This is a genomic window from Edaphobacter sp. (assembly GCF_035763405.1).
Lineage (GTDB): Bacteria > Acidobacteriota > Terriglobia > Terriglobales > Acidobacteriaceae > Edaphobacter.
Genome location: NZ_DASUBE010000126.1, coordinates 24,635 through 47,931 on the forward strand (window position 1 = coordinate 24,635; position 23,297 = coordinate 47,931).

22 protein-coding genes are annotated in these 23,297 nt (G+C 60.5%); 12 read left to right on the forward strand and 10 right to left on the reverse strand.

Features of this window, described 5'->3' with window-relative positions; translation table 11 throughout:
* Positions 1–9: 9 nt before the first annotated feature.
* On the reverse strand, positions 10–189 hold the full coding sequence (locus VFU66_RS12590; RefSeq protein WP_326446611.1) for a hypothetical protein: 180 nt from the start codon (positions 187–189) through the stop codon (positions 10–12).
* A 193-nt stretch (positions 190–382) separates the two neighbouring features.
* Here VFU66_RS12590 and VFU66_RS12595 point away from each other — a divergent pair, with 193 nt between their 5' ends.
* From VFU66_RS12595 to VFU66_RS12620, 6 genes are all read left to right on the forward strand, one after another.
* Entirely contained in the window at positions 383–604 is a 222-nt protein-coding gene (locus tag VFU66_RS12595) for a hypothetical protein (RefSeq protein ID WP_326446612.1), read from the forward strand.
* 195 nt (positions 605–799) lie between these two features.
* Positions 800–1,084 (forward strand): hypothetical protein, encoded by a 285-nt coding sequence (locus tag VFU66_RS12600; protein WP_326446613.1) that lies wholly within the window; start codon positions 800–802, stop codon positions 1,082–1,084.
* Positions 1,085–1,169: 85 nt separating this feature from the next.
* On the forward strand, positions 1,170–3,164 hold the full coding sequence (locus VFU66_RS12605; protein WP_326446614.1) for a (Fe-S)-binding protein: 1,995 nt from the start codon (positions 1,170–1,172) through the stop codon (positions 3,162–3,164).
* A gap of 18 nt (positions 3,165–3,182) precedes the next feature.
* Positions 3,183–3,944, forward strand: coding sequence for an electron transfer flavoprotein subunit beta/FixA family protein (locus VFU66_RS12610; RefSeq protein WP_326446615.1), 762 nt, complete (start codon positions 3,183–3,185; stop codon positions 3,942–3,944).
* Complete coding sequence (locus VFU66_RS12615) at positions 3,941–4,912, forward strand: electron transfer flavoprotein subunit alpha/FixB family protein (protein WP_326446616.1); 972 nt, start codon at positions 3,941–3,943, stop codon at positions 4,910–4,912. The genes VFU66_RS12610 and VFU66_RS12615 overlap by 4 nt, the downstream gene beginning before the upstream one ends.
* Before the next feature lie 404 nt (positions 4,913–5,316).
* The gene (locus tag VFU66_RS12620; RefSeq protein ID WP_326446617.1) at positions 5,317–6,447 is read left to right on the forward strand and encodes a sensor domain-containing diguanylate cyclase; all 1,131 of its coding nucleotides are present in this window, start codon (positions 5,317–5,319) and stop codon (positions 6,445–6,447) included.
* Between the two features lie 155 nt (positions 6,448–6,602).
* Here the strand turns inward: VFU66_RS12620 and VFU66_RS12625 are convergent, their stop codons facing one another.
* Together VFU66_RS12625 and VFU66_RS12630 are read right to left on the reverse strand one after the other, a co-directional pair.
* Positions 6,603–7,703 (reverse strand): hypothetical protein, encoded by a 1,101-nt coding sequence (locus tag VFU66_RS12625; RefSeq protein ID WP_326446618.1) that lies wholly within the window; start codon positions 7,701–7,703, stop codon positions 6,603–6,605.
* A gap of 48 nt (positions 7,704–7,751) precedes the next feature.
* Entirely contained in the window at positions 7,752–9,236 is a 1,485-nt protein-coding gene (locus VFU66_RS12630; RefSeq protein WP_326446619.1) for a sodium:solute symporter family protein, read from the reverse strand.
* Between the two features lie 72 nt (positions 9,237–9,308).
* On the opposite strand from VFU66_RS12630, the gene VFU66_RS12635 reads away from it, so the two are divergent.
* Together VFU66_RS12635 and VFU66_RS12640 are read left to right on the forward strand one after the other, a co-directional pair.
* Positions 9,309–10,703, forward strand: coding sequence for an alpha/beta hydrolase family protein (locus VFU66_RS12635; RefSeq protein ID WP_326446620.1), 1,395 nt, complete (start codon positions 9,309–9,311; stop codon positions 10,701–10,703).
* A gap of 54 nt (positions 10,704–10,757) precedes the next feature.
* Positions 10,758–11,663, forward strand: coding sequence for an MBL fold metallo-hydrolase (locus VFU66_RS12640; protein WP_326446621.1), 906 nt, complete (start codon positions 10,758–10,760; stop codon positions 11,661–11,663).
* 19 nt (positions 11,664–11,682) lie between these two features.
* Here VFU66_RS12640 and VFU66_RS12645 read toward each other — a convergent pair whose 3' ends face one another.
* The 4 genes from VFU66_RS12645 to VFU66_RS12660 form a co-directional block, all read right to left on the reverse strand.
* Complete coding sequence (locus VFU66_RS12645) at positions 11,683–13,044, reverse strand: NAD(P)/FAD-dependent oxidoreductase (protein ID WP_414649438.1); 1,362 nt, start codon at positions 13,042–13,044, stop codon at positions 11,683–11,685.
* Between the two features lie 81 nt (positions 13,045–13,125).
* Positions 13,126–16,056 (reverse strand): IPT/TIG domain-containing protein, encoded by a 2,931-nt coding sequence (locus VFU66_RS12650; RefSeq protein WP_326446622.1) that lies wholly within the window; start codon positions 16,054–16,056, stop codon positions 13,126–13,128.
* Entirely contained in the window at positions 16,043–16,783 is a 741-nt protein-coding gene (locus VFU66_RS12655) for a hypothetical protein (RefSeq protein WP_326446623.1), read from the reverse strand. Before VFU66_RS12655 ends, VFU66_RS12650 begins: the two co-directional genes overlap by 14 nt.
* A 96-nt stretch (positions 16,784–16,879) precedes the next feature.
* Positions 16,880–17,080 (reverse strand): allantoinase, encoded by a 201-nt coding sequence (locus tag VFU66_RS12660; RefSeq protein WP_326446624.1) that lies wholly within the window; start codon positions 17,078–17,080, stop codon positions 16,880–16,882.
* 74 nt (positions 17,081–17,154) lie between these two features.
* Between VFU66_RS12660 and trxB the strand changes: the two genes are divergently transcribed.
* The 4 genes from trxB to VFU66_RS12680 all read left to right on the forward strand — a co-directional run bounded on the left by trxB (position 17,155) and on the right by VFU66_RS12680 (position 20,294).
* Positions 17,155–18,108, forward strand: a complete 954-nt coding sequence (gene trxB, locus VFU66_RS12665; protein ID WP_326446625.1) for a thioredoxin-disulfide reductase — start codon at positions 17,155–17,157, stop codon at positions 18,106–18,108.
* A gap of 361 nt (positions 18,109–18,469) precedes the next feature.
* Positions 18,470–19,231, forward strand: coding sequence for a hypothetical protein (locus tag VFU66_RS12670; protein WP_326446626.1), 762 nt, complete (start codon positions 18,470–18,472; stop codon positions 19,229–19,231).
* A gap of 56 nt (positions 19,232–19,287) precedes the next feature.
* Entirely contained in the window at positions 19,288–19,983 is a 696-nt protein-coding gene (locus VFU66_RS12675; protein ID WP_326446627.1) for a YggS family pyridoxal phosphate-dependent enzyme, read from the forward strand.
* Positions 19,980–20,294, forward strand: coding sequence for a DUF167 domain-containing protein (locus VFU66_RS12680; protein ID WP_326446628.1), 315 nt, complete (start codon positions 19,980–19,982; stop codon positions 20,292–20,294). Before VFU66_RS12675 ends, VFU66_RS12680 begins: the two co-directional genes overlap by 4 nt.
* Position 20,295: 1 nt before the next feature.
* On the opposite strand, the gene VFU66_RS12685 is transcribed toward VFU66_RS12680, so the two are convergent.
* The 3 genes from VFU66_RS12685 to VFU66_RS12695 form a co-directional block, all read right to left on the reverse strand.
* Complete coding sequence (locus VFU66_RS12685; RefSeq protein WP_326446629.1) at positions 20,296–21,567, reverse strand: glycoside hydrolase family 28 protein; 1,272 nt, start codon at positions 21,565–21,567, stop codon at positions 20,296–20,298.
* Positions 21,568–21,645: 78 nt separating this feature from the next.
* The gene (locus VFU66_RS12690; protein ID WP_326446630.1) at positions 21,646–22,773 is read right to left on the reverse strand and encodes an SIS domain-containing protein; all 1,128 of its coding nucleotides are present in this window, start codon (positions 22,771–22,773) and stop codon (positions 21,646–21,648) included.
* A 188-nt stretch (positions 22,774–22,961) separates the two neighbouring features.
* Positions 22,962–23,159, reverse strand: coding sequence for a hypothetical protein (locus VFU66_RS12695; protein ID WP_326446631.1), 198 nt, complete (start codon positions 23,157–23,159; stop codon positions 22,962–22,964).
* Positions 23,160–23,297 lie beyond the last annotated feature (138 nt).

Sequence of the window (23,297 nt, forward strand, 5' to 3'; positions counted from 1 at the left end):
AGGTTCTCCTTATGGTTGCTCGGTCGCGCTGAGCAGGTCTGCGAGTGTGGTTTTGTGTTTTGGTTTGGAGGCGCGCTTCTGCTTGGGGTCAGGCAGGACGCGGGCAGGCGGCGGCGTACCGACGCGGTCCCGTGCGTTGGCCTTGGCGGCCTTAACCTTCGAAAATGTCCGCTTCTTTGGCTTGCTCATTCTGCCCGCCGGATTTCGCAACTTTCGAACTCATGGGAGATTATGCCTTACTCTTGCCCATCGCGGCTCATGTGATGCACGATTGCAGGGTGGCCCGCATGCGCAGGGATGCGTCCGGCGTCCGGGGCCCGCGAGGTGCAGGATGGAAGAGCGCGATTTTTTTGATGAGAAACCCGAGCAAAGGACGCACACGATGACGTGTCCTCACTGCGGCCAGCAAGGGGAGTACGAATTAAGCTGGCTGGTCAGGCGCAAGAAGGCCCAGTTGCCCAAGGGGGCCGACGAGCGCGACAGGGCGCGGTTTGCCAAGGCCCAAAGTTACATGGTGCGTCGCGACGACATGGTAGGGTGCAAGAACGTCCGGTGCAGAAAGCGGTTCGACGTGGCGGGAATTCAGTCGGTGGCCTTTATATAGCAATCGAGCGTCATCATCCGGTGCAGCTTTACCAGGGGATGACGATTCCTATATCCTTCTCGATCGAAGACACAGCACGCTTTTTCCGCTCCCGCACTCCGACGAGGGAGACGGTGTGATTTAATAGTGCTAGCTGGCGCCCGGCGGGACGGCAGCACCGAACAGAAACGTTACGCGGGAGATTTGTACAGAGACATGGCAAACACACTGCTTCCCCCTGAAGAGCGAAACCTGACACCAGACGAGGTCGAGCAACTGGACCGGCGGCGGCGGCGCGGGCAGACCTGCCTGACGTTGAGCTGGCAGTGCCTGATCATTGCTCTGCTGGTGCTCTGCTGGGCCGGGCAGGACTGGACCCTGTCGCCGGGTTGGGACAAGCCGATGGTCTACTGGGATGCAATCCTGTTCCTCGGCTGGATTGTCTTTGGCGCACTGGGCATTCGCTATCGCCGCGGGCTCACGGAGTTCTTCAGCTACTAACTGGTCCAGAACAGACCAGCTTCCACGGAGGCTGTCAGGATTTTTGCCGCGATGGCGTTAGAGCGTCGCCGGTGGATGGATTCGGATGGTTGATGTGACGCTTGCCGCTGTGACGTGTACCCACCCTTCGGGAACCATGCTCTTTCCGGCAATGTGGGTTTCAACCACCCTGGCCGAGCCAGCGCATTTTTCCTGGCTTGAAACCGGCTTGCTCGTAGCAGGCATCGTAGCTTCCATAACGCTGTTCTTCTGGCGTTTCGGGCCGATCCTGCGGAACATCTTCCACTCCAAAAAAGATGCCGACTTTTCACTGCACCCGGTAGGGCGCCGGGTGTGGGACTTCTTCTGGGAAGTTCTCTGCCAAGGGAAGGTCATCCGCCAGCGCCCGCTGCCGGGACTGGCCCATGCGTTCGTGTTCTGGGGATTCCTCGCATTCGCGCTGGTCAGCTCAAACCACATCGCCAACGGGCTGCAAATAGGATTTCTCTCCCCAGAGAGCTACATCGACAAATTCTATTTTTTATTCGCGGCGGCCTGGGCCTTGCTGGTAGCCGTGGGGATTACCGGTCTGTTCATCCGGCGCTTTTTCGTGCGGCCCATCTGGCTGGGCAAGAAGGTCTCCATCGAGTCCGGGTGGATTGCCTTCCTCATTTTTCTGCTCATGGTCAGCTACCTCGGCGCATTCTTCGTCAGCCCCGACGGCGCTGCCGTGAAAGCCCTATGGTGGACCCACACGCTCACCCTGCTGGTCTTTCTGCCGCTGATTCCGCACACGAAGCACCTGCATCTGGTCATCAGCCCGGTCACAGTATTTCTCAAGCGCGACGGCTTCTCGAAGATTCCGCCGCTGACGGGCGACGAAGACTTCGGCCTGGTTGCGGGCAAGGACGTGACGCAGTTGGTCTCGTTGCAGGTCTATAGCTGCGTGGAGTGCGGCCGCTGTACCGAGCACTGTCCAGCGGCAAACTCGGGCAAGGTGCTCGACCCCAAGGAGATTGCGCTTGGAGTCCGCTCGTATCTGAACACGCTTGGACCGGCGAGCGACGTGGCGCTGCTGGCCGAGGCAAGGCCAGAAACCAGCTTTGCCCCGCTGCTCTCCATGGAAGCGGCGTTTGAGTGTACAACCTGCGGTGCCTGCGAGTATCAGTGCCCGGTCGGCATTCAGCATGTGCCGGTGATCGTCGGCCTGAGACGCGGGGCCACCAACACCGGCATGTGGGAGGACACCTACGGCACCAAACTCTTTCTGGCGCTCGAAAAGAACGGCAACGCGCTGGGGCTCAGCTCAATGGAACGCGACAAGTTCATCCAGAAAGAGGCGTTCCCCATCTTCGACGGCACGCAGGAGTACTGCCTGTGGCTCGGATGCATGGGCGGCTACGATCCCAAGGGCCGCGAGATCATCGCCGACTTCGCTCGCGTGATGAACTATCTGGGCGTCACCTTCGGCGTGTTGAAGAAAGAAAAATGTACAGGCGACCCGGCGCGGCGGCTGGGCAACGACCTGGCATTCCAGACGCTCGCCGAAGCTGGACTCAAAACATTCGAGACCGCAAAAGTGCAGAAGATCGTCGCCATCTGCCCGCACTGCGTCAGGACCATCGCCAACGACTGGCGCGAGTACGGCATCGCTCCCGAGATCGAGCACCACTCCGAATTCATGGCGAGGCACAAAGACCATCTTCCGAAACAAGCCTCCGGCGAGAGCATCGTCTATCACGACCCCTGCTACCTGGGGCGCTACCGCGATGTCTATGAAGCTCCGCGCGAGATAGTGCGGCAGGCCGGCACTCTGGTCGAGGCCCCGCGTTCACACGAGCGTAGCTTCTGCTGTGGGGCTGGAGGCGGACTGGCCTTTCTAGGTGAAGAGCAGGGCGAGCGCGTCAGCCACATTCGCGCCGCTGAACTCGCAGGCACAGGCGCCAAGGTGGTAGGCACGGCCTGCCCCTTCTGCAATACGATGTTTCGGGATGCACTGGCAGAGATCAGCGAGGCCCCGCCGCAGTTGCTGGATATTGCACAGTTGACCGCACGGGCTCTGCCGAACGCGAGCGAGTCAGTAAATCAACAGGTGCGCTAATTCCGTTGTGGGAGAGATATGAAGATACTGGTAGCGATCAAGCAGGTACCGGAGCGTGACGCGCAAGTTCACGTTGCCGCCGATGGCAAATGGATTGACGAAAGCGACTTAAACTACACCATCAACGAGCCGGATGCATACGCGCTCGAAGAGGCGCTGCAGCTCAAGGAAAAGAACGGTGGCGAAGTCGTCGTCGTCTGCGCCGGGCCGGAGCGCGTAACGAGCACGCTGCGCGAGGCATTGGCCAAGGGTGCTGACCGCGCCATTCACATCGAAGCGGACGACCTTGGTGCCCGGGACACGCTCGGCGTGGCGCAGATTCTCGCCGACGCAATGAAGGCCGAGTCTCCCGACCTCATCCTTACCGGTTTGCAGTCCGACGATCTCGGCTTGGGCCAGACCGGCGTCGTCATGGCTGAGCTGCTCGGAATTCCTCACGCCACCATCATCATGCATGTAGAGGCGACCGGAGGCGGCCTCAAGGTGAAGCGCGAACTCGAAGACGGCTGGTTCCAGCACGTCGAGATGCCTCTGCCGGCTCTGCTCACAATCCAGTCGGGCGGCAACAAACTACGTTACGCCACGCTGATGGGCATCAAAAAGGCCAAGACCAAAGAGACGAAGACCGTGCAGGCCGCAGCCGCAACCGCTCCGGCGATTGCACTCGAGCGCGTGTACCTGCCCGAGAAACAGAAAAAAACCGAGATGCTGACCGGAACGCCCGACCAGGTGGCCGCAAAGATCGTCGAGAAGCTGAAGTTCGAAGTGAGGGTGATATGAGCGGCGTTCTGGTAGTGATGGAGCAGCGCGACGGCAACTGGAACCGCATGAGCTTTGAGGCGCTGACGGCGGGCCAGCAGCTTGCGGCAAAGCTCGGCGTCGAGTGCTCGGCCATTGTGATGGGCGACGGTGTCGGCTCCTTGGCGGTAGAGGTCAGCAGCAAGAAGCTGGCGAAGATCATTGCGATCGAGCACACTTTGCTGAAGGCATACACATCAGACGCCTACGTCGCCGCGCTCGATCAGGCCGTCAAGCAGGCAGCACCGGCGTATGTCATCTTCCCGCATACCTATCAGGTCAGGGACTTCGCTCCAGCTCTGGCAACACGCTTCCGGTCCGTGCTCATCAGCGATGTCATTGCCATGCATGACGGGCCTGTATTCGTCCGGCAACTGCTGCAAGGCAAGTTGAACGCCGACTACAGACACACAGCGGCGGGGCCGTGCTTTGTCTCGATACAGGCCGGAACGTTTCGCGGAGATGCCGTCGAGGCCGGAACTGCCGCGGTCGAAACGTTTGCGCCAACCCTCGACGCTGCGCAGATTCGCAACAAGCCCGGCGAACTATTCCGCGAGTCGGCACAGACGGTCGATCTGAGCGCGGCGCCGGTCATCGTCTCGGTAGGTCGCGGCATCGGTGAGCAGGAGAACATCCCCCTGGTCGAAGAACTGGCGAAGGCGCTGGGCGCTGAGCTGGCTGCCTCGCGTCCCATCTGCGACAACGGATGGCTGCCCATGGAGCGGCAGGTGGGCAGCTCCGGCCAAACCGTCTCGCCGAAGCTCTATCTTGCGGTAGGTATCTCGGGCGCAATCCAGCATCTCGTCGGCATGAAGGGCTCAAAGACGGTCATCGCCATCAATAAGGACGAAAACGCGCCCATCTTTGAGGTAGCCGACTATGGCGTCGTGGGCGACCTGTTCGTGATCGTTCCCGCATTAACCAAAGCGGTACTGGCAGCCCGGGGGTAGGAGATCCCCAAAAGAACCATTCGGTGCTAATGGGCAACTATCCAATCAAGTTGCCCCTGGTGGGGCGGATTCCTTCTATACAGTTGCATTTTTTTGCAACACGCGGTACTGCTGAATAGGACGCATCCGTGGTTCGCGCAGAACCACCAGATTTCCGGCGTTGAGGTGTGGCCGCCGAACAGCGATAATAGCAACCAAAACTGTCTGCACCGTGGTTGTCCAATGGGCGGAACAGCAATCGGCCCCCTACAGCATCTCTGATGACCTTGTAACCCTGCCGGCTCAGGAGGAGAGATTGAGTGGTTGATGCCCCGGTTCCTATATGGAACCAATGGGATGCATGGGGCGTATATCCACATCAAGTTGCAAGACAAAACGAACGATTGGCTACTGAAGGAAGGATCTTGAGAGACAAGCGTCAGTTTGAAGTCATCGAAAGCCGCCAGATGGATCACCTGCGGGTGTTCCACGACGTGGCGCGCGCCCTGACGTCGAGCCTGGAGTTGGAAGACATCCTGGGCACAATCATGGACAAGATGGCCAAGTTCTTCGGCCCGGAGCGATGGTCATTCCTCATGGTGGATGACGCCTCGGGCGATCTGTACTACGCGATTGCGGTGGGTGAGAACTCGCAAAGCCTGAAGGGGCTGCGCGTTCCGCTGGGCGAAGGCGTTGCCGGATGGGTCGCCTCGACTGGCAATCCGCTGATTGTGCCCGATGTGCGGCTGGATCGGCACTGGTCCACATTTGCAGCAAACCACCCCGAGCTGAATATCCACTCGATTGCCTGCGTGCCCGTACGCTCCAACAACAAGACGCTCGGCGTCATTCAACTGCTCAACAGCAAGCTGGATCTGCTCTCCGAATATTCAGTCTCGTTTCTACGCATCCTGTGCGACTATGCAGCGATTGCCATCCAGAACGCACGGTCGATGACGCTCATTCAGGAGTTGACCATCACCGACGACGTCACCGGCCTGTTCAACGCCCGACACCTGTACACCATGCTCGACAACGAGGTCAAAATCGGCAAGCCGTTCAGTCTGCTCTTCGTCGATCTCGATCACTTCAAATCTGTGAACGACACGCATGGCCATCTGATCGGCAGTCGTCTGCTGGCCGAAGTAGGCAATCTGCTGAAGCGCAGCCTGGGACCGAACAACTCTGCATTCCGGTACGGCGGAGACGAGTTTGTGGCCCTGCTACCTGGAATGGGCAAGGCCGCCGCAACGGGCGTCGTCATGGCCGTGTGCGACGATCTGCGTTCGTCGCGCTTTCTCGAAGGCGCCGGCCTTTCGCTAAACCTGTCAGGCAGCTTTGGACTGGCGACTTATCCGGAAGACGGCAACTCCGTGCCGACGATTCTGCGCTCTGCGGACACGATGATGTACGAGGCCAAGACGACACGCGACAACGTGGCCGTTGCCGGAAAAGGACTGATGCTTGAGCGCGAGCGCGTCGCCAATATCGGCAGGGGCTCGCGGCAGGCGGTTGGCGGACTCTACGTTGAGCGCGACCCGGCACAACCAGTTTAAGGAAGCTCTGATTTAGTTTGGTTTTGTTAAGGGCACGGCTTCATAGCCTGTCCTGAGCGTAGTCGAAGGATGCCGCAAGCGGCTTCGATTCAATGAGGCTTCAGCCTCTGAGGAAATATTCGCTGACTAAGAGTGTTCCCGGAGTTGAACTCCACTCAACGATTAGCCCGGCGCTCAAGCGTTGCAGGGCGTCGTGGTTCAGGCTTGATGACGTCGCGGTTCTCCGGCGCAACCGGGTGAACGCCAAAATCCCAGACGCTCAGATTCACGGCATTGTCGGAGATGACTTCCATCAGGGCATACTCGCCGAAGTCCAGAGGCTGCGTGGGGGTAATCTTCATCCAATGGCCACCCGGTAACACCTCGGTGGTCGTCTCGACGACATCCTGCTGTAGGTGGCCGCTGCCCAGCAGGTTGATCTGGAAGCTGGCAATGACGCGCTCGTCGGTACGGACATCAGCCCGCACAATCACATAGCGGCTCTGAGAAGAACCGCCGCCGGGTCCATTTTTGATGGCACTGGTAACCCCATGAGTATCGACCGTAAAGGGAGCCCCTGCCGTGGGGGCTACGGACTCGTCACCAACGCGCAGATAAAGCACAGGTTGTGCAACATGGACCTGCACGTAGGACCGCTCACCCTTGAGCGTAATAATCTGGTGCGCCGCCGCGAGCGGATTGATGACCGCGCGCAGCAGATTATGCGCCGTGTTGCGGTTCAGGTCGCTATTCGTCTGCGGCAGCGGCACGAGCTCAGGCGTGCCATGGAAGGTATCGAGAATGAGCGTGTCATACTCTTCCGGCAGGCGAAGGTCCTTCGCCACCTCAGGCGTCAACGCCGCACGATCAGCCTCTTCTTTCAGCAACTCAGGATCAATCGGCGGTGCCTGCGTCGGACTGGCATTGTCGCCGGAAGCAGCCGCGTGCTCCTGCTCCCAGCGGCGCGTGGCCGCGAAATCGACCAGCGAGGCCGGGACCTCTTCCTCTTCGCCGCCACGCTCGGCGCTGATGTAGCGAACGACGTTGCCGACCACGCGATAGCTCATCACAATCTGATAGCTCCCATCCCTGAGGATGAGCCGCGTGCGGTGCGGGGTCGTCGTGTCCGGCGACGAGGCCGGGACAGGAAGCGGCTTTTGCTGCGCAGCCTGCCCCAGACCAACCGACGCAGTACAGAAGACCAGCCCTGCCGCAACCAGAAGAAACGTCGCCGCCTGAACAAAGCCTTTTGCCGGAGTAACGGGATGTGTAGTCATAGCGCCGATGGCAACAGTTTAGACGCTTCGCCACGCGCGCGGTTTGCATCACGCTTCGCCGAAGGGCTCCAACTGGCTGGCAGACGGCGCTGCGGTGAAGAGGCTAACGGCAAAAAGGCAAAGAAGCGAAGCAAACAGCGCAGGAAAGATGGCGTCTGCAGCGGCAAGCGTGGGTGGCAGATGCGAACGCATAAAGGCAGTGTCCCAGCAGACCGTAACCACTGTTCCGGTGGCGATGCTGGCGACAGCAGCGGCCGCTGTAGCCCGCTTCCAGAAAAACGCCGCCAAAATCACCGGAGTAAGCGACGCCGCGTAGATCGTATACGCATAGAGCGACTTCGCCAGAACCGACGTGATGCTGACCGACTGATACAACGCCCAGATGCCAAGCAGAACAACCATCAGGCGCGAGACGATAAGCACGCGCTTGTTGGAAGCATCGGGCGAAACATAGCGGACAAAGATGTCGTTGACCAGATTCGTGGCAGGTGAGAAAAGGTAGTTATTCGCGGTTGAGACGATCTTAGCGAAGATGGCACCAACCAGCAGCGCACCAAAGAGCGAGAGCGCCCGGGAGCCGGTGAAGCCATGCAGACCGCAGTAAGCAAGTATCTCGCGCGGCGCGGCGGCCACCTCGCCCGTGGGATAGAGAACCGAGCCGACGACAGCAATGGCGACAATTACCGTCTCCAGCACCAGCGTACCCGCCAGCCAGCCCACAACGGCTTGAGTCGCAGCCTTCTCTGACTTGGCAGAGAAAAATTTCTGGTACATCGACTGATTGCCCAGAAGCAGCAGGCACGTAGGCAGAAAGAGTTCCAGCGCCGACGACACGCGCTCGCCACTCGGCAGAACTCGTCCGTTGAAGAACGGGATGTCGCCGAGGAACTGGAAGTGCGTGGAAGGAAGAGCTGCATGAACAGCAGCCCATCCTCCAGCCCGATGCGTGAGAAGAGGAAAAGCGATCAGCAGGGCAGCGGTCGCAATCACGCCAATGGCGACATCCATATAGGCAACCGATGACATACCCGCAATGGCGGTGAAGAAGATAACAAAGACCGCAATGATGAACTGGCCAAAGGTCGGCGAAATGTACGCGGGAAAGATCAGGTGCAGAATATCTCCGCCCCCGACGAACTGATAGCTGGTGATCGCGGTATAGGTAAAAAGCACCGCAATGACACCGAGCACGCGCGCAGTCTGGTTATAGCGCGCTTCCAGCAGATCGGGAATGGTGAACTGCGCAAACTTCCTCGCCCTCGGTGCAATGAAGTAGATGAGCAGCAAGCCGGCCCATCCTCCGCCGCCCTGCCACAGCGCAGCGAAGCCGTGACGATAAGCATTCTCGGCCCCGCCCAGCAGTGACCCCGACCCGATCCAACTGCATAGCAGCGTGAAGACGAGGACATAGGTCGGAAGCGTGCGTCCCGCAACAAGATAATCGGCCTTGGTCTTAACCTTGTTGAGACGGGTGAGCGAGACAGTCAACAAAGTAAGAACGATGGCGGCCAGAACGATAACGTAGACATTCATGCGATGGGGAGATTGTAGCCTGCGGGGACAGATGTGTAACTTGGTTGGTAAAGAAATCAGCAGGAGCATGCGATGACCGGTCGATTGAAACAGCATTGGATATGTATTGGGCTGATGGAGTGCCTCCTGCTCGGCTGCTGCATTGCAGTCGCGCAACCCCCAACGCCAGAGCAGCGACGAACGGCCGGCGTGGGAGAGGCCGTAAAGCCAGAGGCCCCGGCAAAGGACCTCACCGCGAAGCAGCAGGCCGCGCGTCTGGCCCAGTGGCGGCAGACGATCCGCAAGCAGCTCTACATCCCCACGCCGCTGCCGAAGCTCGACGCAAAAACCTGGTCTACGTTTTCGCCTATGCCCGGCGTGCTGGCCGACCGCGTCACCTACAACACCGCCGATGGCATGGTGGTCCCCGCGATTGTCTACCGGCCCGATCCAAAGATAGTGAAGTGGGAGGGGAAACTGCCTGGCATCGTCGTCGTCAACGGACACGGTGGCGACAAATTCAGTTGGTACGCCTTCTACAGCGGCATGCTCTTTGCCAAAGCCGGAGCAGTCGTCGTGACCTACGACCCCATCGGCGAAGGTGAACGCAACATCGACAAAAAATCCCGCGCCGGCGCGCACGACAAATGGGTGGACCCACCCGCAGGTCTGCCGCGAACAGATTGGGGCCAGCGCCTCGCCGGGCTGATGCAGGTCGATGTGATGCAGGCGGTCAGTTATCTGATCTCGCGCCCCGAGGTGGACCCGTCACGCATCGCCACCGTGGGGTATTCGATGGGCTCCTTCATCACCGGAATCACCGGAGCCATCGACACCCGAATTCACGCCGTGCTCTTGAGCGGAGGCGGCGACTACGACGGCCCCGGAGGCTACTTCGACTCCAATCCCCTGCCCTGCCAGTCGCCTCCATACCGTTCGCTCGCCGTGCTGGGCGACCGCGGCGCAATTCTCTACGCACTGAACGCAGCACGCGGACCGATGTACGTCATGAACGGTGCAGCAGACAAAGTGATGGACATCCCACACCACGACGCCGCATGGTTTGCCGCCGTCCGCCAGCGCGCAATTGCCCTCCGCGGCACAGACAAAAACATGTTCACCACGATCTTCTACCCCGGCATCGACCACCGCACCTCGTGGGTAGACCGCGACGGCGTCGAATGGCTGAACCAGCAACTCCATTTTGCAATCTGGAATGCAAAGACGATCACAGCCGAGCCCACCACCCACGTCAGCACCTGGGCCCGGGCTAACAATGTGGACATCACCAAAAACTACATGCGCGAAGACCGCGAAGGCGGCCTCGACGCACTCGGCACCGGATTCCCCGGCATCCAGCGCAAAGACCTGATGGTACTCCCCGAAACCGACTGGCTTGCAATGAAGGACCGGCTGACCTATGCGGCATGGGCTCAGAAAGCGATGGCAGCAGAATCCAGCGCGGCAAAAGCACTGACGGCGAAGTGAGTCGCAGCATGATGCGCAAACACCCGAAACGGCATCTACTCTCATAGAGGAACCATGTTCAGTTGGTGGCGGCAGCAGCCGTTTCTTGTAACCAAGGTGCGACAGCTTGCGCGGCTGGCTCGGGAGAGCCACGCCCAACCGATGACCGGCGTCCCACAACCCGCCGTACTCGTCGGCCCGGAAGAGCTCGGCGTAACCTTCATTGGCCACTCCTCCTTCCTGCTGCAAATCGGCGGACGCCGCGTCCTGGTAGACCCTGTCTTTGCCAAGCGCCTGATTCTGCTGCGCAGGCAGCGATTCCCGGGACTGCTCATCGAAGAGCTGCCCCCCATCGATGCAGTACTGTTGACCCACGCGCACATGGACCACCTGAACCTCGCCTCGCTGCGCCGCGTTGTGCGGGCCACACGACAGCTCGCGGGCCACGCTCCCGAGGTCGTAGTGCCCGCAGGCGTGGAAGACCTCGTAGCCGACCTTGGCTTTCGTCGCGTCCACACGCTGGAGTGGTGGCACGAGCTGGAAATGCAGGGTCTGCGCATCACCATGACTCCCTGCAAACACTGGGGCGCGCGCATGTTCCGCGACACCCACCGAGGCTATGGCGGATACGTCGTGAGCAACGGCGAGTTCTCGGTCTATCATTCCGGAGACACAGCCTACTTCAGCGGCTTCCGCGAGATCGGCGAGCGGCTGGGGCCGCAGATTGCCCTGCTGCCCATCGGCGCATACTACCCGGACAGCTACCGCGTCGTGCATACCAGCCCTGAAGACGCGCTGCGCGGCTTCGTCGAGATGGGCGCCGATCGCATGGTGCCCATGCACTACGGAACGTTTCAGCTAGGCCGCGAGCCAATGGACGAACCGGTGCGGCGACTGTTGGCAGAAGCCGAACGGCTCGGAATCAAACAAAAGATCAAGGTGCTCGAAGAAGGCGCAACAATGCGACTTCCTACGCGATAGCGGCACAGCCCATCAATCGCTATGTATTCGGCGAGCCGAGATCGAGCGGCCTTTGGCTGCCATCCTGGTTCGCCCACCCCGGCAACTCCTGCGATCCGGTAATCAACCGCACGCCGTCATTGAAGGTGAGGTACGTCCATGCCCATTGCCTGAAGACAGCCATGCGGTTGCGGAAGCCAATAAGAAAAAAAATGTGGACGACGAGCCACACAAACCACGCCGGGAATCCGCTCCAGTGGCCTTTGAAGGGCCACTTGATATTGGCAACCGCTGCCTTCCGCCCGATAGTGGCCATATCGCCTTTGTCGAAGTAGTGAAACGGCGCGTTGATGCCGCTCCCATCGCTGCCAAAATCCGCCGCGACCAGTCTTGCAATGCGTCGCGCAGCATAAGCGCCCATCTGCATGGCAGGCTGGGCAACGCCAGGGACCTGCTTGCCATCCTGCTCTACATGCGCCAGATCGCCGCAGATAAAGATCTCCGGATGGCCCGGCGGATTGAGATGTGCATCGACAAGTACGCAGCCCCTGCGATCCGTCTCGAAGCCCAGCAGCTTGCCAAGCGGAGATGCCTGCACACCCGCGGCCCACAACGTCACCACCGCATCGATGCGCTCGTCGCCAAGCATGACATAACCCGGCTGCACATCCGTAACCTTCGCATGAGTGCGAACATTGATGCCAAGGTCACGAAGCTGATCGAGCGCCTTGGCCTGTAAGTCTTCAGGATATGCGCCAAGAATATGCGGCGAGCCTTCCAGAATCAGTACCTGCGCCATCTTCGGATCGATGTGGCGAAAGTCCTTCGTCATATACAGCTTGGCAATGTCACTGATGGCGCCTGCCAGTTCCACGCCGGTAGGGCCGCCGCCGATGATGACAAAGTTCAGCGGAGGATGGCTGCCGACCTCCTGCATCTGCCGCTCCGCAAGCTCGAACGCGAGCAGCACACGGCGGCGAATCTCAGTCGCATCTTCGACCGTCTTCAGGCCCGGTGCAAGTTTGGCCCAGTCATCGCGGCCAAAGTAGGAGTGCGTAGAGCCGGTAGCGACAATCAGATAGTCGTATTCAATCTCCGCGCCGGTCTTGAACTTCACATGCTGCTGCGCAATGTCGAAGCCGACCGCCTCATCCATCAGCACTTCAATGTTCTGATAGTCGCGCAGAATCGAGCGAATCGGCTGTGCAATCTCTCCAGGCGAAAGCACCGCGAGTGCCACCTGATAAAGCAGCGGCTGAAAGGTGTGATGATTCCTGCGGTCAACAAGCGTCACATCCACCGGCAGGTTGCCCAGACGCATCGCCGCGTTGATTCCACCAAACCCGCCTCCCAGAATCACGACTCGCTTGCGTACACCCACATTGTCCGACATCTGTGCCATAGCAGCCTCTCCAGATTCATTCGTGTCTACCTCTATTGTGATGCCTCGCACAGATTCCCGGCTTCTCTTTTCGCTCCCCGGTCACGGATGCTTTTGAATGGCGAGCGAAATAAACCCTTGCGTCCCAGTGGCCGCCACTATATTCGTGCTCTCGGCCGCACCCGATATCTGGATCGGAGCCACGGTGATGAGTCCACTCGCATCGGAGACCATGGACGACTCCGATGAACCCTCCACCGGCGGAACAGGACACCGCCCTCTGACCGGACAAAGCGCCTGCCAGGCGCTGATGGTTTGGTGAACCGCAACCGTTGCCCCGGCCACAGGATCGTTCGCAGTATCGACGACCTGAAGCACAACCGGCGTGAGTGTGCTGTTCGCCGCAACCGACTGCCCGGTGCCACTGACAATCACCAGGCGAAGATCCGACGCATCCACCCCCTGCGCCGCGAAGTTCGTACACACAGTCACCCACGCGCAGGCGCGAGCCACGGCCTGCGCTCCCGCTGCAAGCGGGCCCGCTGTAGCAGCGGTCTGAGCTACTCCCATCCCATTTGCCGCGGACTGACCCGGCGAAACGGCAATGAGCCCGGCAACCGGCGTCCAGCTAACGGTCACACCAGCGGTAAAACCGAGGCTGTCCGCAAGGTTCACTGCAGGTGCCCACGAGACGACGGCTCCCGCAGCGATGTACTCCACAGGGCTGTAGGCAACCACGGATCTGACCTCGTTCGCTGCCGTAAACGAGATCGTCACCACTCCGGAGGAGCCAGTTGCAGTGAGCGTAACGCTACCCGTAGTAAGGGGCGTGATCGTCGTCGATGCCGTTCCAGAGGCATCCGTAGAAAGAGTGCACGAACTCAAGCCGCAGGCCCCGAACGTCACACTGCCTGGGCTCGCAGTGAAGGCAATACTCTCACCAGCGATTGGGGTCACGCCATCGGCAGCAAGTGCCTGCACAGCAAAAGGTATCGCTGCCCGTTGCCCGGCCGCCACCGTCCCCGAAGGCCCCGACACAAGGTTGAGCGTTGGAGCAGGCGACCCATACGTAAGCGCCTGGGACATGACCGCGACACCGCCGGTAACAAGATCATTGACAGCCACATCAGCCACAATCCCTGTGCTGGAGCCAAGATCATGCAGCGGAGGCACACTGGCCGTAATCGTATTCGTCGTCCAGTTCGTGACCGTCGCCGGCACGCCGTTCACCGTCACCGTGTTGCCCGGACGGAAACCCATGCCGGTGATGGTGACAACCCCGCCCGCCGCGCCAACGTTTGCAGGCGAGATCGAATCCGCATACAGCACGCGGGCTTGATAGTTGTAGTCAGGACGGCCATCTCCGCGTTCGTCCGCAATGGCCATCCGCAACTGAACAGGCTGCGCTGTCTCCGTCGTCAGCGAAGTAACACCCGTAGCTGGACTGTTGAACGGCTCTGTCTCGGAGCCTAACGTAGGCAGTGTGCCTGTTGGGTCGGACATCTGCCACAAGCCGATGACCGGCTCGGCCTTCGCGCGCGTCGCAAAGCCATGTTCATCCTCTGCCGCAACCTCAACCGTAAATATGCGCCCACCCTTGATGGCCAACGAAGACCACGCCGTGCGGCCATTTCCGCAGAGCAACCCCGCCCACCAACCCGACGAAGCCGCACCGACAGGCGCAGTCTCTGTTCCACTATTCCCCGGGTTGCACGCGCTCGCCGGCCCGTTGGTGGAGAGCCACATCTCAGAGACGCGATAGCTGGGCAAAACCTCCGCATCGAGCGTAGAGTTCGACCCCGACGGTTCCACCGTGTTATCGATATAAGGCCCAACCGCATATTGTCCCGTGTAGAGCGGGTTGATCGGCTCCGTCTCCAGAAAAACATTCTGCCAGTCGCCCGGCAGCATCGGTATCCGCGTCAGGTCGTAGTAGCCCTCGTAATATCCGTAGGTCGAGCCCATGCTCCCGGTCATCGACGTGTCGCTTCCCGTCACGGCCGTCGGCGCCGTGCGCCGGTAAAGAGAGCCGGTGACATACGACGCGGTGTACCAGTCCTCCTCCTTGGAGGTGTCCGTATATTGCGCCCAGCGGCGCGCCAGCACATTAACGCCGCGCATACCCTGCCAGGTCGGAAAGAGCACGCGACCGTAGATCCGATTGGCATTCAGCAGAGTGTCCGCTTTACCCGCCGGAGCCTCTCCCTGACTGATGAAATAGAGTCCATCGAGCGCGGAAATATCATCGGCCCGAAGCACAAACGGCTGAGGCATGCACTGATACGTATATGGCCCGCAGATAATGTCAATCGGATGCATCACCGGCCAGTTCATCGCCTGCATGTACGTAGGCTGAGGGCTGCCCGTAAAGACGTTGTCGTTCGTCTGCGACCAGCCCAGGCCAAGCACGCGGCCAAAGGCACGCATCAACTGGTACTGCATCTGGAGTTGTTGCTCCGGCGCAGGCCCGGTACAGCGCCCATTCAAGACAAGAACAGCGTGTTGAATGTAGCCCGCAGGCACAATCGAATCGACGCTCTCCGTCACCGCATTCTGGCGACAACTGGAAGGTTCGCTCGCTCCGCTTCCCAGCAGCAGGTCCGTCACCGAGCCGTCGTAGTCATAAATAATGGCGATCTGCTTTGCAAGATAGTTTGTGCTCTCCACATCGATGGGAAAAACCAGGCCAGACGAAGTCGGATACACATTCGCACCGCTGACGTGCTCGTCGAGCTGACCGCCATACCCCAGCACCAGGCTCGACGTAGGCACATTCCACACATTCGCCGCTGCCGCAACCAAAGCATCCGCTGCCGCATGATTCACATACGAACTCAGGTCGCCGGGATCAGTGAAGTAGAGCGGGTGGTCGGTGTACCAGACAATCGGAACTCCGTCCGTCGTGAAGTACGGTTGTCCCGTCACCCAGCGCGGCCCTCCGGCCCAGAGGTGCACACCTGCGGCCAGCCAGCAGAACGCCAGCATCATCGCCCATCGAAGGCGCTGCCCCGGGCGTTCGTCAACGCACAGCATCAGACACCTTCTGCCACGACTTCAACATCGCAATCACGCTCTCGACCGAAGTCTGCTGCGCCGCAACGGAACTCGCGTTTCCGCGGCTGCTTCCCGGCTTTGACTGCACAAAAATCGTCGCGTCTTCCGTGCCGCGAGAAACACCACGCGCCATCGCATGCGCGTCAAGCGGCAGAAGTGTGTCTCTGCGATGGTCTGTATGCGCGGATTGAACCCGATACGCGACCGGACGGAAGACCTGCGCATCGACCCAGCGCAGATCGACCACTGGATTCTGCGCCGTCGCACTGCCCGCAACAAGCGGCGAGCTGCCAAGAATCGGCACCGCGCCATCCATGCCATCAACCGGAGAACTCAGCCCCGACGCACTCGGCGTGCGAAGAAACATCAGCAGCCGTTCGCCGACACGGTAGCGCCGTGCGCCTCCAGCCCACAACCCTGCCCACTCTCGCAAAATGTACGGCTCACCGGTCGCGCAGCCACGCACAGCCTGGTCCACGCGAAACTCAACTTCGACCACACCGGAGGCGCCATTCTCTCCAGACTGGCGGCGGACCGCCATCACCTGGCCGTCAAAGATAACGCCTGCCTCGTCCGACATCTCGTGCAACGCCTCATCCACCGTGTGCGGAGGGGCGTTCTGCCCCGAGGCTGCCACCGCAGCGAGCATCAACCCGCAGGCAGTCAGAACACAACCGCATCGAAATATCCGCGAAACTCCAGCCATCCCCGACGCCCGTCCTCTCCCTGTCTTTCGTCAGGAGAGGCGAGGCACAGCCGCAGTGCTCCGTTTCGGCACACCCGCCGGGCACATGACCGAAGGCTAAATCTCGGGATAAAAATCGAAGAAAGCGTCGAGGCTCATGCGCAACTGGGCCTCAATCTGCTCCCTGCTGCCCTCGAGCAGATGCATCGTAACGTGGGCTTCGTTCCCGTTTTTGAGCGTGATCGGCGCTTCGCCAACAGCAGCTACCTCATCGGCGGGCAGCAGTCTCATTCCGTAAACCAGGGTCAGGTTTGCCATGGCCTCATTCTTTCACCAAACCGGGGCCTTGCATCCTTTTGCGTGCCAGCGCATTTACAATAGTAGGGTTCCCTATGCCTGAAAATACGACACGCGATACCGTGATCCTTGGCTCCGGCTGCTCCGGACTCACCGCCGCCATCTACGCTGCCCGCTCGAACCTCAAGCCATTGGTGCTCGAAGGCCACGAGCCCGGCGGCCAGCTCTCCATCACCACCCTGGTCGAAAACTTCCCAGGCTGGCCCGAGGGCATCCAGGGCCCGGAGCTGATCGAGAACATGAAGCGGCAGGCCGTGCGCTTCGGCGCCGAGCTGCGCATGGCGCACCTGAACTCCGTCGATCTATCCAAGCGCCCGTTTGAGCTGAACATCGGCAGCGAGACCATCTGCACCCGCACGCTCATCATTGCCTCGGGCGCGAGCGCGCGCTGGCTCAACCTGCCCAGCGAACAGGCGCTGATCGGGCACGGCGTCAGCTCCTGTGCCACCTGCGACGGCTTCTTCTTCTCGGGCAAGGAAATCGCCGTCATCGGCGGCGGCGACAGCGCCATGGAAGAGGCCCTCTTCCTCACCCGCTTCGCCACCAAAGTCACGCTCATCAACCGCAGCGAGCACTTCCGAGCCTCAAAGATCATGCTCGAACGCGCCATCGCCCACCCGCAGATTAACTTCCTCGCCAGCACCACAGTCGAAGAGGTGCTGGGCGTCGAAGAAAAAGACGTGAAGGGCCTGCGCCTGAAGAACAAGATCACCGGCGAAGAGTCCATCCTGCCCGTCTCGGCAATGTTCCTCGGCATCGGCCACGAACCGAACGCCAAAGCGTTCAAGGGCATGCTCGACCTCGACAGCGACGGCTACATCCTGACGAAGAACAACGTCTTCACCACCCTGAACGGCGAGATCGTCCCCGGCGTCTTCGCCTGCGGCGACATTCAGGACCGCCGCTACCGCCAGGCCATCACCGCAGCAGGCTCCGGCTGCATGGCCGCCCTCGAAGTCGAAAAGTATCTCGAGGAGCACGGACGATAACGCGCCTTCATAGTGGAACAACGGCGATGTAGGCTACCGAAATAACTCATCGCCCTTGCTTTTCGGTGGGAGCGCAGGGCTTCGGCCCTGCAAAATCTCCGGCAAAATCGAGGAGCTTCAGCCCCGGACCATTCTCCACTTAGCCCCCAATTTCCATCCTGCACGGTGTTGTATTTCCATCCCGCAGTCTTGCATTTCCATTCCGCAGCGAAGCGGAGGAATCTGCTTTTCGCTTTTACATCCCGTGCCGCGCAGGATTCTCCTTGCCGCCGCGAAACTTTTCACGCAAATCCGTATCTAATTCAACAACAACCTCCATACTCCACAGAAATGTCGCGCCTATCGCGCTCAAGGCCCCGACTTGCGAATCGCCCTCTTTACTCTGCTTCTACTCTCAACGCTCGCCGCCCCAGCCCAACAGCTTGCAGACCTGCCCGACGCTCCGCAGCCTACCCAAACCACAGCCAGCCGGCAGCAGGCTCTTGCCGCCTCCGCAAAGGAGGCGGACCTGCAAAGCACCCCCTCCGTTTCCAAACAGCAGCCCAAGCGCATCCTCGGTATCATGCCCAACTATCGCGCCGTCAGCGCCGGGGCCATTCCGCCGCCGCCCACGCCCAAAGAGGCCTTCGGTATCGCCACGCGCAACAGCTTCGACTACTCCTCCTACGTCTTTGTCGGCATCACCTCGCTCATCGCCGAAGGCGGAAACTCTCATCCGCAGCTTGGCAAAGGCGTCGCCGGCTTCGGACGCTACTCCTGGCGCGGCTTCGTCGACAAAACAGACGGCAACTATCTCGTCATCTTCGCTCTTCCCTCGCTGCTGCACGAAGACGGGCGATACTTCGCCAAAGGCGAAGGCAGCGTCTTCAAGCGCGCGCTCTATGCCTCCAGCCGCATCGTCATCACTCGCACCTACAGCGGCAACGAGCGATTCAACAACTCTGAAATCTTCGGCCGCGGCATCGCGCAGGCCATCTCAACCACCTACTACCCCAGCAAGTCCCGCACCGTCGGCCAGCTCTCGGAAAAGTACGCCTACGCACTTGGCCGCGACGCCCTCACCAACACCTTCCGCGAGTTCTGGCCCGACATCGCCACACACCTGCTCCACCGCCATCCGTAAGACCGGTGCCCAAACTCCTGACGCGGAACGCGACCCCCACTCTAAAATCAGAGTGCATGTCCATCGCAGAAAATCTCGCCTGTCTGCACGATCAAATCGCCGAAGCCTGCCGTCGCGCTGGCCGTGTCGAATCCGACATAGCCCTGATGGCCGTCAGCAAAGTCCACCCCGTCGAGATGATTCTCGAAGCCTACGCCGCAGGGCAGCGTCTCTTCGGCGAAAACCGTGTGCAGGAGTTCCAGCAGAAGTCCCCCCACCTCGCCGGCCTCACCGATCTGCACGTTCACCTCATCGGCCCGCTGCAATCCAACAAAACCAACAAAGCTGCCGAGCTCTTTGACGCCATCGACGCCGTCGATTCGCTCAAGATCGCCCATCGGCTCAATTCTGCCGCCGCCGCACTGGGGAAAAAACTGCCCATACTCATCGAAGTCAAGCTCAGCCATGAAGAATCCAAACACGGCGTCGCCCCCAACGAGTTGCCCGCGCTGCTGGAAGCCATCGCTGAACTCAACGCCATCGAAGCCGTCGGCCTGATGACCGTTCCGCCGTGGTCAGAGGACGCCGAAACCGCCCGCCCCTACTTCCGCGAGCTGCGCCGCCTCCGCGATGCTTCTCAAAAAGCACACCCCGCGCTCACGCAGTTGTCCATGGGCATGACCAACGACTTCACCGTCGCCATCGCAGAGGGCAGCACCTGTGTGCGCGTCGGGACAGCGATCTTCGGCAAACGAACATCAGGTGCAGCATGAACTACGATCCGCCCAACTTCGCCGAAGATGTAGAAGACGGATGCACACTCCGCGTCCGCGTGCATCCGGGAGCGCGCCGCAACGACATCGCCGGACTCCACGCCGGAGCAGTCAAGATCTCCATCTCCGCTCCGCCCGCCGACGGACGCGCCAACCAGGCTCTCATCGAGCTTCTCGCAGAGCTGCTCCACGTACCCCGCGCCCGCATCTCGCTCGTCAGCGGAGCCACGGGCCGCAGCAAAGTCCTCCGCATTACAGGCAAAAGCGCGGCCGAAGTACAGGCCGCGCTCTTCCCCATCCAGTCCTGCTGATTTACTTGAACGTCGCAGTCGCGTTCGGCTCGACCGTGATTCCCTTCCCCTCTTCGGCACTGATCTTGACGTTCGTTCCGACCACGTTCGCATACGCAATCGTCATGCCCTTCTTCGCCTGAATATCAACATTCGTGAGCACGACATCCTTCACAGGAGATTCCGGCAACCCGACAATCACTCCAGCCCAGGGGCTGTTCACCGACTTCACATTCTCAATCGTAATGTTGTGGAAGAACGGCGTCAGCCGCCCAATCGGGGCAGGAGCAACCTCCCCCCCGGGCAGCACCTTCGGATAGTACTCGCTGATGAGAATGGAGGTCTTCACATTCTCCATCGTGATGTCCTTGAACGAAATGTCGTAAACCTGGTTGCCGCGGTCGCGGTTCGCCTTGATACGAATGCCCTGGTCGGTGCCATTGAAGTGAATGCGTTCAGCATGAATGTGGTTTGCGCCGCCCGCCAGCTCACTGCCAATCGAAAGCCCGTGCCCATGCATAAAGTCGCAGTCGGTAATCGTGATGTTGTGGCTGGGCGAATCCGGCCCAGGCGAATTGATAATGCCGCTCTTGATGGCGATATTGTCATCGCCCACATCGGCATACACATGGTCGATCACGATGTTCGACGAGCTGAACGGATCAATCGCGTCCGTATTGGGCGAGTGCTGCGGAGCCAGCACGCGGATGTTCCGAATCACCATATCGTCGGTGTAGTAGGGAACAATCTGCCAGCTCGGCGAATTCTGCACCGTGACATCCGTCAACTGAACATGCTTGCAGTGGTCGAAGACCACCAGCCGCGGACGAAACTGAATCTTGCCCACAATCCCCGCGCCATGCTCCGACCGTGCCTGCTTCCACCAACTCTCGCCGTTGCCGTCAATCGTGCCGCCACCCGTAATCGTCACGTTTTCAGCATTCGTCGCGCTCACCAGCGACTGCGTCCCCGGAGCGCGAAACTCCGTCTTCGCCGGATAGTCCGCATGATCAGGCGAGCCGAACAAAGTCGCGCCCTTGGCAATGTCCAGCGTGATGTTGCTCTTGAGCACCACCGGTCCAGAGACAAACGTCCCGCCGGCGAGCATCACCCTGCCACCCCCGGCGCTCGCGCAGTCGTCAATCGCCGCCTGAATCGCTCTGGTGTCTTTGGTGACGCCATCAGCCTTCGCGCCATAGGTCCGCACATTGCAGACCTTAACTGCCGCCACGGCGGGCAACGTCATCGCCGCCACCATGCCTGCCACTGCCAACCGGATAGAAAACTTAGTCATTCGTGTCTCCGAGTATCGTCCAAGTGCGCCGACTGCGCCTCAGAGCATCATACCCGGAATTGGTCGTACCACGCTCGGCTATTCCCGGACAACCGCTTTCACCAGGTTCCGTGGGTTGTCCACGTCAATCCCGCGCCCAATGGCCATAAAGTAGGCCAGAAGCTGCAACGGCACCACCTCGTACAGCGGCGAGATGTACTCCACCGCCTGCGGAATGCGGATCGTGTGTTGAACCAGTTGTGCGATCCGCGTGTCGCCTTCGTTGACGATAGCGACCACCTCCGCGCCCTGCTCCTGCATATCGCGCAGCAGATTAGCGGTCTTTTCATAGCGCAGCAGCGAATCCGGAGCGTGGGGGTCGCGCGTCGCAAGAGCAATCAGCGGGGTCTGCGGATTCACCAGCGCATTCGGGCCATGCTTCAGCTCGCCGGTCGGATAGCCCTCAGCCTGGATGTACGCCGACTCCTTCAATTTCAGCGCCCCCTCGCGAGCGATAGCATAATGCACGCCGCGCCCCAGATACAGAAACGACTCCGCCTCGTGCAGATGCGGCGCAAGCGCAGCCACCTGCGCCTCCCACTCAGGAAGCATCCGCGCCATCTCCGCCGGCACCACGAGCAGGTCGCGCAGGTGCGACTCCACCACGGCGCGTGTCATGCGCCCGCGAACGCGCGCCGTAAACAACGCAAGCAGTGAGAGCACCGTGAGCTGCGTTGTAAAGCTCTTCGTGGCCGGAATCGCGCGCTCAACGCCTGCCATCGTCGGCAGCGAGCAGTTCGCCAGCTTCGCCATCGTCGAATCAGCCTTGTTGGTAATGGCAATACTCGTCGTCCCCCGCGCCGTAGCCTCGCGCAGCGCCTCGGAGGTGTCCGCCGTCTCACCCGACTGCGAGATCACCATGAAGCAAGGCTCCTTCAGCGTCTGCGTGGAACGATAGATATACTCGCTCGCATACTCGACATCGACCGGAATCCCGGCCAGGTCCTCGAACAGGATCTCAGCCATCAGCCCGGCATGTCGGCTCGAACCGCTCGCCGAGATCAGCAGGCTCTCCCGCCCCACCAGCGCCTGCCGCGCGGCAAGAAAGGTCTCTTCGCGCAAGCTGCCGCCCTCTGTGTAGGCGGCAAGGGTCTCACGGATCGCTGCGGGCTGCTCGAAGATCTCACGCAGCATCGCGTGAGGAAACGTTCTGTTCTCTGAAAGCATTACCCCTATATACCTCGGGGAACTTACCCGCCGCCCCCCTAACCCTTGTTTTATCAGGTGTCCTGCGAGGTGTCCAAAGAAATGTGGACACCTCTGTGATATTTTTTCGTTGGGCGCTTCGAGCGGCTTTGCTTGGTGCCTTTCCGCTGCTGGCGCGTCCGGTTTGCCCACCCTGCCGCGCCAGCCCTTCACTCCGGTTTGTCTGAGTACACCGTGTAGCTGACGTGGCTGCGCAGGCCGCAGCCCGGGCACCGCTTCACCCGCTGCGATGGGTTGCGCGGTCGCCACGTGTGGCCGCAGTTGGTGCACCCGCCGCGCGTGCGGCGTGCCTGTTCGGACTCGTACATCATGACCACTTCCGCCTCTGAAAGCCTGTCGTCTGGCATCTTGTCACCCCCTTCCTACCGTCTCCATTGTGCCCGCGTGCTTACACCCACCGCCGATCTTCCGGGGGTCGCGCGACGCGCGACGCCCGGGCTTTTGCTTTTGCCGTTGCTTCTGCGCGGGCGTCACGGCACCATCCC